At 64.8% G+C, this 15,033-nt stretch carries 11 protein-coding genes, 1 tRNA gene and 2 pseudogenes; 4 read left to right on the plus strand and 10 right to left on the minus strand.

All coding sequences use genetic code 11. The features are described from left to right. Positions 1-2: 2 nt before the first annotated feature. The 6 genes and pseudogenes from parC to ABIC76_RS25590 all read right to left on the minus strand — a co-directional run. A complete protein-coding gene (parC, locus tag ABIC76_RS20375; protein ID WP_354535037.1) occupies positions 3-2,345 on the minus strand; it encodes a DNA topoisomerase IV subunit A in 2,343 nt (780 codons plus the stop codon). 49 nt (positions 2,346-2,394) lie between these two features. Then, positions 2,395-3,285, minus strand: a complete 891-nt coding sequence (locus ABIC76_RS20380; RefSeq protein ID WP_354535038.1) for a lytic transglycosylase domain-containing protein — start codon at positions 3,283-3,285, stop codon at positions 2,395-2,397. A 16-nt stretch (positions 3,286-3,301) separates the two neighbouring features. After that, positions 3,302-5,299, minus strand: coding sequence for a DNA topoisomerase IV subunit B (locus tag ABIC76_RS20385; protein ID WP_354535039.1), 1,998 nt, complete (start codon positions 5,297-5,299; stop codon positions 3,302-3,304). Between the two features lie 172 nt (positions 5,300-5,471). Further along, positions 5,472-5,777 carry a hypothetical protein gene (locus ABIC76_RS25580; protein WP_410003868.1) on the minus strand — a complete coding sequence of 102 codons (306 nt, stop codon included), beginning with the start codon at positions 5,775-5,777 and terminating at the stop codon, positions 5,472-5,474. A 258-nt stretch (positions 5,778-6,035) separates the two neighbouring features. After that, positions 6,036-6,347 (minus strand): annotated as a pseudogene (locus tag ABIC76_RS25585) (ATP-binding cassette domain-containing protein); the annotation flags it as partial. A gap of 201 nt (positions 6,348-6,548) precedes the next feature. Then, a pseudogene (locus ABIC76_RS25590) lies at positions 6,549-7,532 on the minus strand (ABC-F family ATP-binding cassette domain-containing protein); the annotation flags it as partial. 24 nt (positions 7,533-7,556) lie between these two features. Between ABIC76_RS25590 and ABIC76_RS20395 the strand changes: the two are divergent. Both ABIC76_RS20395 and ABIC76_RS20400 read left to right on the plus strand, forming a co-directional pair. Continuing rightward, a complete protein-coding gene (locus ABIC76_RS20395; protein ID WP_316884672.1) occupies positions 7,557-7,763 on the plus strand; it encodes a hypothetical protein in 207 nt (68 codons plus the stop codon). Positions 7,764-8,236: 473 nt separating this feature from the next. Then, the gene (locus ABIC76_RS20400) at positions 8,237-9,148 is read left to right on the plus strand and encodes an amino acid ABC transporter substrate-binding protein (RefSeq protein ID WP_354535041.1); all 912 of its coding nucleotides are present in this window, start codon (positions 8,237-8,239) and stop codon (positions 9,146-9,148) included. A gap of 60 nt (positions 9,149-9,208) precedes the next feature. Here ABIC76_RS20400 and kdoO read toward each other — a convergent pair whose 3' ends face one another. Together kdoO and ABIC76_RS20410 are read right to left on the minus strand one after the other, a co-directional pair. Further along, complete coding sequence (gene kdoO, locus ABIC76_RS20405; protein WP_354535042.1) at positions 9,209-10,183, minus strand: Kdo hydroxylase KdoO; 975 nt, start codon at positions 10,181-10,183, stop codon at positions 9,209-9,211. Positions 10,184-10,313: 130 nt separating this feature from the next. Then, complete coding sequence (locus tag ABIC76_RS20410) at positions 10,314-10,529, minus strand: hypothetical protein (RefSeq protein ID WP_024976225.1); 216 nt, start codon at positions 10,527-10,529, stop codon at positions 10,314-10,316. Between the two features lie 311 nt (positions 10,530-10,840). Between ABIC76_RS20410 and ABIC76_RS20415 the strand changes: the two genes are divergently transcribed. Continuing rightward, positions 10,841-10,915, plus strand: a tRNA-Arg gene (locus ABIC76_RS20415). Positions 10,916-11,027: 112 nt separating this feature from the next. Here the strand turns inward: ABIC76_RS20415 and ABIC76_RS20420 are convergent. Next, positions 11,028-11,216, minus strand: coding sequence for a hypothetical protein (locus ABIC76_RS20420; protein WP_012435166.1), 189 nt, complete (start codon positions 11,214-11,216; stop codon positions 11,028-11,030). Positions 11,217-11,710: 494 nt separating this feature from the next. Between ABIC76_RS20420 and ABIC76_RS20425 the strand changes: the two genes are divergently transcribed. Continuing rightward, positions 11,711-13,576 (plus strand): DEAD/DEAH box helicase, encoded by a 1,866-nt coding sequence (locus ABIC76_RS20425; protein ID WP_354535043.1) that lies wholly within the window; start codon positions 11,711-11,713, stop codon positions 13,574-13,576. 121 nt (positions 13,577-13,697) lie between these two features. Here the strand turns inward: ABIC76_RS20425 and ABIC76_RS20430 are convergent, their stop codons facing one another. Continuing rightward, a complete protein-coding gene (locus ABIC76_RS20430) occupies positions 13,698-14,996 on the minus strand; it encodes an SUMF1/EgtB/PvdO family nonheme iron enzyme (protein WP_354535044.1) in 1,299 nt (432 codons plus the stop codon). Positions 14,997-15,033 lie beyond the last annotated feature (37 nt).

Raw genomic sequence — 15,033 nt, forward strand, 5'->3', positions numbered from 1 at the left:
GTTCAAGCGGCGTCCGGCGCGGGCTTGGGCAACGAGAGCTTCGGATCGCGCAGCTTGGGCTCCAGCGTCTTGCCCTTGCGTGCGCGCTTGCCGGCGTACGGCTCTTGGGCGCGCGTCGTCAGGGTCTGCTCGACTGCCTTGCCGCCGCGCGGACCGGTGCCCGAGAGCACAAAGCCCGCTGCACCAAAGGCCACCGCCTGAAGCAGCGTTTCGTTCTTCTCCAGCTCCATCAGGATCACGCCACGGCCACCGCTGGCGAGCGTCTTCAACTCGCTGATCTGGAACAGCAGCATGCGGCCGCCTTCGGACAGGCACGCCACGCCGTAAGCGTCCGCCGGCACCGGTGCCGGCTTGTTCGGCTGGTCGCCCTCGTCCAGCGTCAGGAACGCCTTGCCGGCCTTCTGGCGGCCGACCATGTCGCCCACCTTGGCCAGGAAGCCGTTGCCGCCACGCGTGGAGATCACCAGGCTCTGTTCGGCATGGCCCGCGAACGTGTGGGCGATGTGCGTGCCCGGCGCGAGTTCGATCAGCGTCGTCAGCGGCACGCCGTCGCCACGACCGCCCGGCAGGTTCGCCACGGCCACGGAATAGACGCGACCCGTGCCCTTGTCGTCGCGCGTGCCGAAGATCAGCAGCGCATCGGTGGTGCGGCATTCAAACGTGTCGTACAGCGTGTCGCCCGCCTTGAAGGCGAATTGCGTGGCGTCGTGGCCATGGCCCTGGCGCGTACGCACCCAGCCCTTCTGCGAGACGATCACCGTGACAGGTTCGTCGACGACCTTCACTTCGGCAGCGGCGCGGCGCTCTTCCTGGATGAAGGTGCGGCGGTCGTCGCCGTATTGCTTCGCGTCGGTCTCGATCTCCTTGATGATGCGACGGCGCATCATGGTCTCGGACTTCAGCAGCACGTCCAGCTCGCCCTGCTCTTCGCGCAGGTTCTTCAGCTCCTGCTCGATCTTGATGGCTTCCAGGCGAGCCAGCTGGCGCAGGCGGATTTCCAGGATGTCTTCGGCCTGACGATCGCTCAGGTTGAAGACCTGGATCAGCGCGGCCTTGGGCTCCTCGCTCTCGCGGATGATGCGGATCACGTCCTCAATGCGCAGCAGCACCAACTGCCGGCCTTCGAGGATGTGGATGCGGTCTTCGACCTTGCCCAGACGATGGCGCGTGCGGCGCGTGACCGTGGCGAAGCGGTAGGCGATCCATTCGCGCAGGATCTCGGCCAGGCCCTTCTGACGCGGACGGCCGTCCGTGCCGATCATCACCAGGTTGATGGCCGCGCCCGATTCCAGCGATGTGTGCGCCAGCAGCGCGTTGGCAAATTCCTGCTGGTCGATGTTCTTGCTCTTGGGCTCGAACACGAGGCGCACCGGGGCGTCCTTGCCGGACTCGTCGCGCACGGCATCGAGCAGGCCCAGCATGGTCTGCTTCATGGTGAGCTGATCCGGCGACAGCGACTTCTTGCCCGTGCGGACCTTCGGGTTCGTCAGCTCTTCAATCTCTTCCAGCACCTTCTGCGACGAGGTGTTGGGCGGCAATTCGTTCACTACCAGTTGCCACTGGCCGCGCGCGAGTTCTTCGATCTTCCAGCGCGCACGCACCTTCAGGCTGCCGCGACCGCTCTCGTACACCTGCGCAATGTCGGCTGCGGACGAGATGATCTGGCCGCCGCCCGGGAAGTCCGGGCCCGGCATGTACTGCATCAGGTCGGTGCTGGTGAGCTTGTCGTCGCGGATGAGCGCCACGGTGGCATTTGCCACTTCGCGCAGGTTGTGCGACGGGATTTCCGTCGCCATCCCCACCGCGATGCCCGATGCGCCGTTGAGCAGCACGAACGGCAGGCGCGCCGGCAGGAGCTTCGGCTCTTCCATCGAGCCGTCGTAGTTGGGGATGAAATCGACCGTGCCCTGGTCCAGCTCTTCGAGCAGCAAGCGCGAGATGGGCGTGAGGCGCGCTTCGGTGTAGCGCATCGCCGCCGCACCGTCGCCGTCGCGCGAGCCGAAGTTGCCCTGGCCGTCGATCAGCGGGTAACGCAACGAGAAATCCTGCGCCAGGCGCACGAGCGCGTCGTAGGCGGACTGATCGCCGTGCGGGTGATATTTACCGAGCACGTCGCCCACCACACGCGCCGATTTGACGGGCTTGGCATCAGCGCGCAGGCCCATCTCGTGCATTGCGAACAGGATGCGGCGCTGCACCGGCTTCTGGCCATCGGCCACCTCGGGCAGTGCGCGGCCCTTGACCACGCTGATGGCGTAGTCGAGGTAAGCGCGCTCGGCATAGGCGCCAAGCGTGAGCGCTTCGGCCGGCTCGCTGGGGTCGAAGAGGATGTCTTGTTGTTCCATGGAGGCTCAAGCGAAAGCGGCGCGCTTCAACGTGGCGGCGCCGCCGGGATCAATGTTGAGGTACGTTCGTGGCCACGCCGGTGGCCGGGTCCAATACGAGTTCGATGCGTGCGGGCCGGCCCGTGCGGCCCGGCTTGCGCGTGGCGATGACGCCGTTGCCGCTCACGTTCATCAACCCGGGCATGGCGGCGACCGGGTTGTAGTAGCGATAGAACTGCAGCACCGTCTTCACGTAGTTCTGGGTCTCGGCGTACGGCGGAATGTCATTGCCGTGCTTCTGCACCGCGCCCTCGCCCGCGTTGTAGGCGGCCAGCACAAGTTCCAGGTTGCCCGAGAACATGCGCAGCAGATCGCTCAGGTAACGCACGCCGGTGGTGATATTGGTCTTCGGGTCGGCCAGCTTCTGGGCGGCCGAGCGGCGGGCGTCGCCTGTCACGCCGTAGCGCGCGCCGGTGTCCGGAATCACCTGCATCAGCCCGATCGCGCCCTTGGGCGACACGGCCTGCGGGTTGAAACCCGATTCGGCGGCAATCACGGCCTTCACCAGCGCGGGGTCGATACCGTGCTTGCTCGCGGCCTGGCGGATCAGCGGTTCCACCGTCGGCAAGTTCGGATGCTGCAGCACCGCGCGCACCAGGCGCTGGCGCATGCCGGCGGCATTGTCGAGTGCATCGCGCTTGCTGGCATTGAGATAGGCGTCGGCGTCGGGCAGCTCAGTGGCCGGCAGGGCGATGGCGCTGTCGTCCTTGGCCTTGTCGTCGCCCTTGCTCGCCACCGCCGCGCCTTTCATGAACAGCACGTAGCGATCGTCCAGCCGTTCGGCAGCGAAATGCGCGAGACCGTTTTCATCGATGTAGCCGTAGACGTCCGCGCGCGCCGGCTGGCTGGCCACCAGGGCCAGCGCCGTCAATGCGAATGCGAAACGTACGGAAAGCTTCATCGTTGTCGGTTTGCGGTCAGATATCGGCTTCGACTTCGTTGCCGCGCGCTTCCAGCCACGTGCGGCGTGCACCGGCTTCGCCCTTGCCCATCAGCATGTTCATCATGTTGATGGTCTGGTCTTGGCCCAGTTCGCCTAGCGCCACAGGCAGCAGGCGGCGCGTGTCGGGGTTCATGGTGGTTTCCCAGAGCTGCTCGGCGCTCATTTCGCCCAGGCCCTTGAAGCGGGAAATCTGCCAAGCGCCTTCCTTCACGCCGTCCTTGCGCAGCTTGTCTTCAATGGCTTCCAGCTCGCCGTCGTCCAGCGCGTAGAGCTTCTGCGCGGGTTTCTTGCCACGCGCCGGGGCATCGACACGATACAGCGGCGGACGGGCCACGCACACGTGCCCCCGATCGATCAATTGCGGGAAGTGCTTGAAGAACAACGTGAGCAGCAGCACCTGGATGTGCGCGCCGTCCACGTCAGCATCGGACAGGATGCAGATCTTGCCGTAGCGCAGGCCCGACAGGTCGACCGTATCGTTCGGACCGTGCGGGTCCACGCCGATGGCGACTGCAATGTCGTGCACTTCGTTGTTGGCGAACAGGCGGTCGCGCTCGGTTTCCCAGGTGTTCAGCACCTTGCCGCGCAACGGCAGGATGGCCTGGAATTCCTTGTCGCGGCCCATCTTGGCCGAGCCGCCGGCGGAGTCCCCTTCCACCAGGAAGAGTTCGTTGCGGGTGACGTCGTCGGATTCGCAATCGGTCAGCTTGCCGGGCAGCACGGCCACGCCGGAGCCCTTCTTCTTCTCGACCTTCTGTGCGGCACGCGTGCGCGCCTGCGCCTGCTTGATGACGAGTTCGGCCAGCTTCTTGCCGTGATCGACGTGCTGGTTCAGCCACAGCTCCAGCGCCGGGCGGCTGAAGGTCGACACCAGCCGCACCGCATCGCGGCTGTTCAGGCGTTCCTTGATCTGCCCCTGGAATTGCGGGTCGAGCACCTTGGCCGACAGCACGAACGAAGCGCGCGCAAACACATCTTCGGGCATCAGCTTGACGCCCTTGGGCAGCAGCGCGTGCATCTCGACAAAGCTCTTCACGGCCTGGAACAGGCCTTCGCGCAACCCGGATTCGTGCGTACCGCCCGCGGGCGTGGGGATCAGGTTGACGTACGACTCGCGCACCGGCGAGCCCTCTTCCGTCCAGGCCACCACCCACGACGCGCCTTCACCGAAGGCAAAGCCTTCTTCGCCCGGCTTGTCGGGGTCGGCAAAGTGCTCGCCTTCGAACAGCGGGATCACCGGCTCGCGAGTTGGCCCCTGAGCGCTGCCCTGCGCAAGCGATTCGATCAGATAGCCGCGCAGGCCCTGGTCGTATTGCCACTCGAGCGTCTCGCCGGTTTTTTCCAGCGTGAGGGTGACCTTCACGCCCGGCAGCAGCACGGCCTTGCTGCGCAGCAGACGCTGCAGTTCGGCCTGCGGGATGTTCTCGGAATCGAAATACTTGGGGTCCGGCCACGCGCGCACGCGTGTGCCGCTCTTCTTCTCGCCGCGTTCGGCCTTGCGGGTGGTCAGGGGCTCGATGACATCGCCGCCGGAGAACGCGAGCGTCGACACATTGCCGTCACGCCAGACCGTCACTTCCAGCCGCGTCGACAGCGCGTTCGTGACCGACACGCCCACGCCGTGCAAGCCGCCGGAGAACGCGTATGCGCCGCCGCGGCCCTTGTCGAACTTGCCGCCGGCATGCAGGCGCGTGTAGACGATCTCGACCACCGGCACGCCCTCTTCGGGGTGGATGCCGACAGGAATGCCGCGCGCATCGTCTTCGACGCTCATGCTGCCGTCCTTGTGCAGCGTCACGGCGATCAACTTGCCGTAGCCGCCCAACGCTTCGTCAGCGGAGTTGTCGATGACCTCCTGCATGATGTGCAGGGGATTGTCGGTGCGCGTGTACATGCCCGGCCGTTGCTTGACCGGTTCCAGGCCCTTGAGGACCTTGATCGACGATTCGCTGTATTGGGAGGTTTTGCTCATGGAAGGCGGAAAAACTGACCAGGCTTGGGTCTGTCGCCAAGCACCGGGAATGCAGCGCGCATTGTAAAGGAAGCTGTCCTGAACAATGCGGAGGGATCGTCAGCGTCGGGATGCGCGCGAAAACTCACATTCGCCCGACATCCCGCTGACATATTGCGTGGTTATTGCAGCGTCACACCGTGCCGGCGCGCTTGGCTTCGAGGGCTTCCCAGCGCTCCAGCGCTTCCAGCAGCTCCAATTCGATAGCCTCGTGGCGCTCGGCCAGCTTTTGCGCACGCTCCGGGTCGCGGCCGTAGATCGTGCCGTCTTCCAGTTCGCCGCCGACCTGCTTCTGTTCCGCCTCCAGCGCTTCGATGGTGGCGGGCAGCGCGTCCAATTCGCGCTGTTCCTTGTAGCTCAGTTTGACCGTGGCGCGCTCGCGCGGCTTGGCGGCTTCGGGCTTCTTCTCTTCGGCGACGGGCTTGGCGGCTTGCGCCATCTGCGCCGCGCGTGCCGATTGCGTCTTCCAGTCCGAGAACCCACCCACGTATTCACGCCAGCGGCCCTCGCCCTCAGCCGCAATCACCGAAGTCACGACGTTGTCGACGAAGGCGCGATCGTGCGAAACCAGGAAAACGGTGCCGCTATATTCCTGCAGCAGTTCTTCCAGCAGTTCGAGCGTGTCGATGTCCAGATCGTTGGTCGGCTCGTCGAGCACCAGCACGTTGGCCGGACGGGCAAACAGGCGAGCCAGCAGCAGCCGGTTGCGCTCGCCGCCCGAGAGCGAGGCCACCGGCGAACGCGCGCGCTCGGGCGGGAAGAGGAAATCGCCCAGGTAGCTCATCACGTGCTTGCGCTGGCCATTGACTTCGATCCAGTCGCTGCCCGGGCTGATGGTGTCGGCAAGCGAGCGGTTCAGGTCCAGTTGCGCGCGCATCTGGTCGAAGTACGCGACCTGCAGGTTGGTGCCGTTGCGCACCGTGCCCGAATCGGGCGCCAGTTCGCCCAGGATCAACTTCAGCAGCGTGGTCTTGCCGACGCCGTTGGCGCCGAGAATGCCCACCTTGTCGCCGCGCATGATGGTGGCCGTGAAGTTGTCGACGACGGTCTTGTCGCCATAGCGCTTGGTCACGTCGATCAGCTCGGCGACGATCTTGCCCGAGCGGTCGCCCTGCGAAACCTCCAGCTTCACGTTGCCCTGCACGTCGCGGCGCGCCTGACGCTCCACACGCATCTGCTCCAGCCGCGCCACACGGCCGACGCTGCGAGTACGGCGAGCTTCCACACCCTTGCGGATCCACACTTCTTCCTGCGCGAGCAGCTTGTCGAAGCGGGCATTTTCCAGCGCTTCGGCTTCCAGTTCCTGCGCCTTACGCGTCTGATACGCCGTGAAGTTGCCGGGGTACGAGCGCAGCTTGCCGCGATCGAGTTCGATGATGCGCGTGGCCACACGGTCAAGAAACGCCCGGTCGTGCGTGATGAACAACACGCTGCCGCGGAAAGCCAACAGCAAGTCTTCGAGCCAGCGGATGGAGTCGTAGTCGAGGTGGTTGGTAGGCTCGTCCAGCAGGAGAATGTCGGGCGCGCCCACCAGCGCCTGGGCGAGCGCCACACGCTTGGTCAGGCCACCCGAAAGCGAACCGATGCGCGCGCCGGGCTGCAGGCCCAGCTGGGCGATGGTCGTTTCGACGCGCGTGCGCAGCTGCCACGCGTCTGCCGCTTCCAACTGGGATTGCAGCGCCTGCAGCCTGTGCAGCGCGTCTTCATCGTGGGAATCGCCCATCGACGTGATCAGCGCCTCGTATTCAGCCAGGAGGCCGGCGGCATGCGGCACACCCATCGCCACGGCTTCGGCCACGGTCTGTTCGGGGTCGAATTCTGGCTCTTGCGGCACATAGGCTGAGGTCACGCCGCTCTGGCGGGCGATCAGGCCGTCATCCGGCGACGTCGTCCCCGCCACGATCTTGAGCAGCGACGACTTGCCGGTGCCGTTGCGGCCGATCAGGCCAACGCGCTCGCCGGCCTCCAGCGAGAAATCAGTGTGGTCGAGCAGCGCCACGTGGCCGAACGCCAGTTGCGCATCGGTAATGGAAAACAGGGCCATGCTGGAGTGAAAAAGGTGCGGGCCGCGTACGGCCGGAAGGCGCGTATTGTAGTCGCCCCGCGCGTCGCCCACCGGCGGGATTGCGCTTGCAGATGCTGGTGCTATAACGCTTGTGCCGCCGGACTCGCCTTTTCCGGCCGCGCCATCCATACCGTTACGAAAGGGGGAATGACGATGCGCGGACTCTTCGGGGTGTTGATCATCTTGATCGTGGCAGGCATTCCGGTGCGGCAGATCTTGCTGCGGACCGGATTCTCACCGTGGTGGGCCCTGCTGGTGCTGGTGCCGGTGGTGAACCTGATAGCGCTGTGGATTTTCGCGTTCTCGAACTGGCCGCGGCAGGCGTCTCAGCCGGGCAACGTGCTGCCGAATCAGAATTGATCCACGCAGAAACATGCGAGCGCCAAAGAAAAACGGCCCGCTTTCGGCGGGCCGGAAGAGTCTCTCCTCGATGCCTTGCGAACAAGACATGGCCGCAGCATAGCGCCCCTGGTCAGTCTCGGGCAGTCAGGACAAACCCGGTAGGGAAAAACGCGTAACGCCAAGCCCAGTGCGGCTTCGCACCGCAGCAACGCATGCTGCGTCAACCATGCACCGCGGGCAAGTTCACTGCACCGATGAAGCAGTGTGGCCGGTGCGCTACGCCCACCCGGTGTGCGCGACGCACCACTGCAAGGCACTCACGGCCGCTGTCTTTTAGAGGCCGAAATCCAGTCGTGCAGCCTGCTTACAACACCAGAAAGGCGCGGGCCTGCAGGTTGCAGCGCCGCGCCGTATCATGCGGCAGGCCCTCCGGTCACGAGCCGGGCATAACGATAACGTGGGCCGCCGATTCTTTCCCGGGGGATACAACCATGCCGTTCTTCAGGCGTGCGCTGCCAGCTGCAGCGCTACTCTTCGCTTCGCTGTCCAGTTTTGCGCCGGGCCCTGTCCTGGCCTCCTCCACGCCGGTGCTTGACCGCATCCGCGACACCGGCGTCGTGCGCATCGCCCATCGCGAAAGCTCCGTGCCCTTCTCGTTCTACGACGCCGACAAAAAGCCCATCGGCTATGCGATGGATCTTTGCCTGCGCGTGGTCGATAAGCTGCGCACCGAACTCAAGCGGCCCGATCTGAAGGTGCAATACGTGATGGTGACGTCGTCGTCGCGCATCCCGACCATTGCCGAAGGCAAGGCCGAACTCGAGTGCGGCTCGACCACCAACACGCGCGAGCGCCGGGAGAAGGTGGCGTTCACCATCCCGCACTACATCGCGGGCAGCCGGATGATCGTCAAGACTTCGTCAGGCATCCGCAAATGGGACGACCTGCGCGGCAAGACCGTGGTTTCGACCAAGGGCACCACCAACATCACCGAGTTGCGCAAGGTGAACGACGCGCGCGTGCTGGGCATGAACATCATCGAGGCGAAGGACCACGCCGAGGCCTTCGCGATGGTCGAGGCCGGCAAGGCCGATGCCTTCGCCATGGACGACGTGCTGCTCTACGGCTTTCGCGCCAACGCCAAGACCCCGGGCGACTACGCCGTCGTCGGCGACATGCTGACGGTCGAGCCCTACGCGATCATGCTGAGCAAGGACGACGCCGAGTTCAAGCGCCTGGTAGACCGCGCGATGACGAACATCATCCTCGACTATGACGCTGAGAAGCTCTACAAGAAGTGGTTCCAGCAACCGATTCCGCCGCACAGTGCCAAGCTGGATATCCCGATGAGCTTTTTGCTGCGCGACTCGTTCAAATATCCGAGCGACAAGGTCGCTGATTAAACGGATCAGCGCGCAGCATCAACGCCGCCGTGATGCACGGCGGCGTTGTTGTTTGTGCAGTCAGCGCTGGGGCCCGAGCATGGGCTTGTTGAGCATGCGGGACAGGACGGCTTCGGGCGCATGGGTGCGATCGGCAATGGCCGTTGGATCAAGATAAAAAGTCTGCTCCATCATCGCCCGGCCGCGCATCGCCGCATGCAGGGCTTGATCGCTGAAGACGATCCACGTCGCCCCCGGCGCGAATTCGAACGTCTGCTGTGGAGCCCGGCGCTGATAGACCAGATCCGCTTTCGCGAGATCATGCAACTGCAGCATGCGGTGATCGTATTCGGAGCGCGGGCGCTTGGTGATATGCAGCTTGTGCATCAGCCACGATTGCCCCGGGAGCATGCCGCGCGTTTTTGGCACAAACCGCTGGGCGAAGTCGGCAAAGGGCTCTCCGATGCGCCAGACGCGCGAGGCATCCGGATCGACGTTGTGGAACACCCGCAAGAGGCGCTGGCCGTGCAGTGGGTTCGACGGAAATGCATCGACGTGCAGGCGCGTGTCGTCCTTGCGCCAACTGACCGGCCGCCCCGCAATCTCGGCCGGCCGCAACGAAGTGCCGGCCCGCTTTAGGTGCGGGGCATAGTCGGGAAACAGCGTCAGCACGAGACGCTCGGCAGCATCGGCGTAACGCCGGATCAGCGCCGTCAGATCGCGCAGATCGGCCAGCGGACCGACGGCGCCGCGCACGTTGGCCTCGTCTGCCCGCAGATTGATGTTCTTCGTTTTGCCGTCCGACCAGCGCGCATCCAGAAAGCGCCGCTCAGGCGCCTCAAGTGGAAAGACGAGCGCTGGAAAATGCAGCACATTACCGCGCTCCAGCGCGCACCGCATGGCGGCGGCCTCATCCGCCTTCACCGTGGGTAACCAGTCGCACACCGGCCACGGCACAACCATGTCGATGGCTGGCGGCGTCGCGAGGGTTCGCTCTTCGGAATGGTGGTTGCGCGCCGCCGGCGTGGCGGGCGAAAACGCTTGCATACTTCCCATGAACTTATCAATCGCTTACGTAAGACTTGCGAATGATAGGACGCTCACCACTTCAGTGCATCGTCACGAAACACAACGCATTATGTCGTGCGCGATGTGCCGGAAGTGCTTGCCTGCCGGGGAGGGGAATTCAAAGAAAGTGTTTGACGACCTGCTCTTCCAGGCCGACAAAGCGCACGAGCTGGCGGGAGCCGTCGGGAAACTGCTTGATGACGTGGCCGTCGGGCGTATCGGTGTGACGGAAATAGATCGGCCGATCGATCGTCCCGGGCCGATGCTTGGGGAGCAGGCTTTCCAGCGACGGCTCCACCGTCCACGGATCGTCCCGTTCTTCGGATGTCAGCATGTTGGTCGCCTAGGGGTTTCTGAAAAGGGGTGATGAAGCATAACTTCCGTGAACAATCGTGGAAAGTTCGTAATACTTAAATCTGATTCTTTGACCGATCGTTCGTTCGCTTTAGCGTTTGCTTCATCACAAGAGCGCTTGAACTGTGGGCGGCAACCTACAAAAACCATGGCGTCATCATCGTTTCATATGGCGCCGGTACTGGCTGCGCGTGTGACGCCCGGCCCCGTGGTTCTCTGGTCTTGGTCCCGCAAATTGCGTAGAATCGCGGCTCGCTCGGGCGGCCCTTCGCGTCACCCGGGGGTCGGTCACTCGCCGTAGCACAATGGATAGTGCACGCGCCTCCTAAGCGTGAGATACAGGTTCGATTCCTGTCGGCGGGACCAGCAGATACGACAAAGCCAGGCAGCACGCCTGGCTTTTGATTTCTGAGCCGCACAAAACGACGAGGCCCGCCACACGCGGGCGGGCCTATGGCTGCGGATGGCCCCGGGCGATCTAGGTCAGCACCGGCAACGCTTCGAGCACGAGCAGGCCGATCAACACCCCGATGATCGTCAGCAGCACGCGAATCCCTACTCGCGCGCCTCGAATCACCAGTGGCGCAGACGCCAGTCCAATCACGCCCGCAACGCAAACGGCGAGCAACAGATATAGGTTGGAGAAGGCCATCGGGAATTCCATCATCCGCCCCTTTCCGGCCAAGCGTGGCCGGTCTCTGGAGTATAGGCCGCACGTTCGATCCGGCAAGCGACGGCGCTGACACACGCCGCGCCAGCGGAATTTTTGCGCAGTGCAAAAATTCGTGCTATAGTCCGTGGCTTGGCTGCTTACTGCCGTATTTTTCGGTCCGCGGTTGGCCGATGTGCTGGTTCCGACCGGCGCGCATCGTCTGAATCCCCGCCCGTTGCATGCATGCGCAGCCGATTGCCATTGTGCTTGGCATCGTCTCCGATCTCCCGCGTGGATTCACATCACGCCGAAGGGACCGCCGCCCCACCTCGCTGACCTGTTCAGCTTGAGGCCGGCCCACTCCCCCGCCTTGTCCGTTCTGCAGCCCGTCTGTCGAACCGGCCTTATCCGATTGGCGCCGACGCCCGTGATTAACCGGTCGCCGTATCCCATTTCCGTCGTCTGCATCCGTTGATGTAGCGGCGCGGCAGCCTTACTACCTATTCGACATGACGCAGCCTCAAGACGGCAGCGGCGCCATTGCGCACGCTGAAACCATCAACACCAATACCGAAAACCTGATCGCCGAAGCCGCGACCCGTGCCAGCGCCTTTGCTGCACTGGGCCTGGACGACCGCATCGTCCGCGCGCTGGGCGAAGTCAACTACACCACACCGACGCCGGTGCAGGCCCAAGCCATTCCGGCCTGCCTGTCGGGCCGCGACCTGCTGGTCACGAGCCAGACCGGTTCGGGCAAGACCGCCGCGTTCATCCTGCCGGCCATCCAGCGCATCAGCGAGCAGCCTGAGCCGCAGCGTCCGCGCATGGACGGCCCGCCGCAACGCATGAAGGGTCGCCGCCCCCGCCCGGCGCCGGCCAAGCCGTCGCTGCTGGTGCTCACGCCCACGCGTGAACTGGCCCTGCAAGTGACCACCGCCACCGCACAATACGGCCGCCATCTGCGCCGCATCGTCTGCGCGAGCATCCTGGGCGGCATGCCCTACCCGAAGCAGCTCGACATGCTGGCACGCATGCCGGACATCATCATCGCTACGCCGGGCCGCCTGCTCGACCACATCGACTCGGGCCGCATCGACCTGTCGGCACTCGACATGCTCGTCTTTGACGAAGCCGACCGCATGCTCGACATGGGCTTCTCGGATGACATCGAAGCCATCGTCGGGGCCACGCCGGCCACGCGTCAGATGTTGATGTTCTCGGCAACGATGGACCGCCGCATCGAGCAACTGGCCGAGCGCATGATGCGCGAGCCGCAGCGTATCGAAATCGCCGCAGCCAAGGTCGACCAGAGCCACATCGAAGAGCGCCTGCACTTCACCGACGACATGTCGCACAAGCAGCAGCTGCTGGATCACTTGCTGCGCGATGCATCGCTCAAGCAAGCCATCGTCTTCACGGCCACCAAGCGTGATGCCGACTCGCTGGCCGAGCGCCTGACCGAGCACGGTTTCTCCGCCGGTGCCTTGCATGGCGACATGCACCAGGGCGCGCGTAACCGCACGCTGACGGCACTGCGCCGCGGCCAGTTGCGCGTGCTGGTGGCCACCGACGTGGCCGCCCGCGGCATCGACGTGCCGGACATCACGCACGTGGTCAACTTCGACCTGCCCAAGCAAGCTGAAGACTACGTGCACCGCATCGGCCGTACGGGCCGTGCCGGTCGCAGCGGTATCGCCATCAACCTGGTGAACCACAACGACACGTTCCAATGGCGCCGCATCGAGCGCTTCGTCGATCGCCGCATCGACGCCTCCGTGGTGGAAGGCCTGGAGCCGAAGCGCTCGCCCAAGCCGCGTACCGGCGGCCCGCGTGCCGGTGGCGACCGTGGCGGCTACCGTGGAAACGGTGGCAATGGCGGCGGTTATCGCGGCCAGCGCGAAGGCTACGGCGCGCGCCAAGGTGGCAATGGCGGCAACAGCGAAGGCCGCTTCCAGCGCAGCTTCGGCGGCGACCGCGACGGCTTTGCTCCGCGCCGCGACGATCGCAACGGTAACGGCGGCGGCTACCAAGGTGGCCAACGTGAATGGAACCGCGACGACCGCGCTCCGCGTCAGTCGTACGGCCAAGGCCAGCAAAACCGTGGCGACTGGCAACAGCGCCCCGCCCGTACGCAAGACGGCAACCGTGGTTACGGCAACAGCACCGGCGGCAACGGCGGCGGTTATGGCAATCGTGACGGCAACCGCGAAAGCTACGGCAACCGCGAAGGCGCCCCGCGTCGCTTCGGCGACAACAACGGCGGCAGCCGCTTCGGCGACGGCGGCAACGGCGCGCAGCGTCGCAGCTATGGCAATCGCGACGGCAACCGTGACAGCTACGGCAGCAAGGGCCGTTCGCGCGACTTCGATCGTTGATCGATGAAGGGCTATCCTCTCTGGATGCCCTCCGCAGACAGCCAACAAAAAACCCCACGTCTAACAGCGTGGGGTTTTTGTTTGCGTATTCGACTTGCCTATCCTGTCCAACAAGCTTCCGTCAAAGCGCACAGCTTCGGAAGCCAACAAAGACGTCATCCCGCTCCGGCAGCAAAAAGCCCCGGAAACGCGGATGACGCGCGCGCTGCGGCGTATGGACAGCAGCACCGCGCACCGTCTGCATCGTTTGGAAGTGCGGCGCCGACAAGCTTGCCACCCGGCCGCGCGGCATGCCCGGCACGAAATCCGGATACGGCTCGAACGGCGACGACGTCCACTCCCATACCTGCCCCCAATGGAAACCGGCGCGCCCCTGCACCGCCGCCATCTCCCATTCGTCTTCCGTCGGTAAGCGACGGCCCGCCCAGCGGCACCATGCCTGCGCTTCATACAGGCTCACATGGCGCACGGCTTCATCTCGGTTGATCGTGCGCGCCTGACCATAGCGCAGTGCCTGCCAGGTGCGCGTGGCGGGATCCCGCTGCCAGCCTTGGGGCGCCGAACGCTCTTGCATCATCAGCCACTCCATGCCGGCCGGCGACCACCACTGCGGATGGTCGTAACCACGGTCTTCGATGAACTCGAGGAATTGGCCATTCGTGACGGGTTGCGCATCGATCTCGAACGCGGGCACATAGGTACGGTACGGCGGACATTCGTTGTCGAAGAAGAACCCGTCGGCATCGGGCCAGCCCATCTGGAAGCGACCACCGGGCAACGACAATGTCTGCGCAGCCGGCACGGCCACGGCGGCCAGCGGCGGTTGCCCGGCGGGTTGCAGGCCTAACACCTGCAGCAGGCCGTGCAGATGTTCGGCGCGCAGGTCTTCGTGAAACACCGCCCAGCGAAACGGCTCCAGCGCCGCATCGTCGTCGGTGCCGAGCGTGGCGAGCTTGCGTAGCACGCGGTCGAGCACGTCATGCGCGTACTGCTTGATCGCGGCGATGCCCGGCAGCGTCAGCTCCCAGCAGGCCTCCGGCGGCATGCGGTCCATGTCGAAGAACGTATCGGCACCGTCGAGCGCGGCCGGCAGCGTGGCTTGCCAACGCGCCAGGTCCCACTCCGTTCCGGCGCCGTCTTCGATGGTGTCGCTGCCGTTGCGACGCGGCTCGCGCAGGCACCAGAATTCGGCAAACCAGGCGAGCTGGCCCAGCGTCCACAGCGGCGGGGCGTGATGCTCCACGCGTTCGATCTGCCAGCCGCGCTGCGTGTCGCCAAACGCGGACAACAACGCCAGCGTGCGATTGCGCGCGTCGACAAGGCTGTGCGCGATGCCCTGGCGCGGCAGGCGCCGGCCGTCGGTCCAGTCGGGAAGCGATCCGATGAACGTCGGATCGGGGAGCATGAAGAATTCAGCCATCGCGGCACACCTCGGGCGGGAATCGATCCATTATCGC

Source organism: Ralstonia sp. 1138 (assembly GCF_040544795.1).
Taxonomy (GTDB): Bacteria; Pseudomonadota; Gammaproteobacteria; order Burkholderiales; family Burkholderiaceae; genus Ralstonia; species Ralstonia flatus.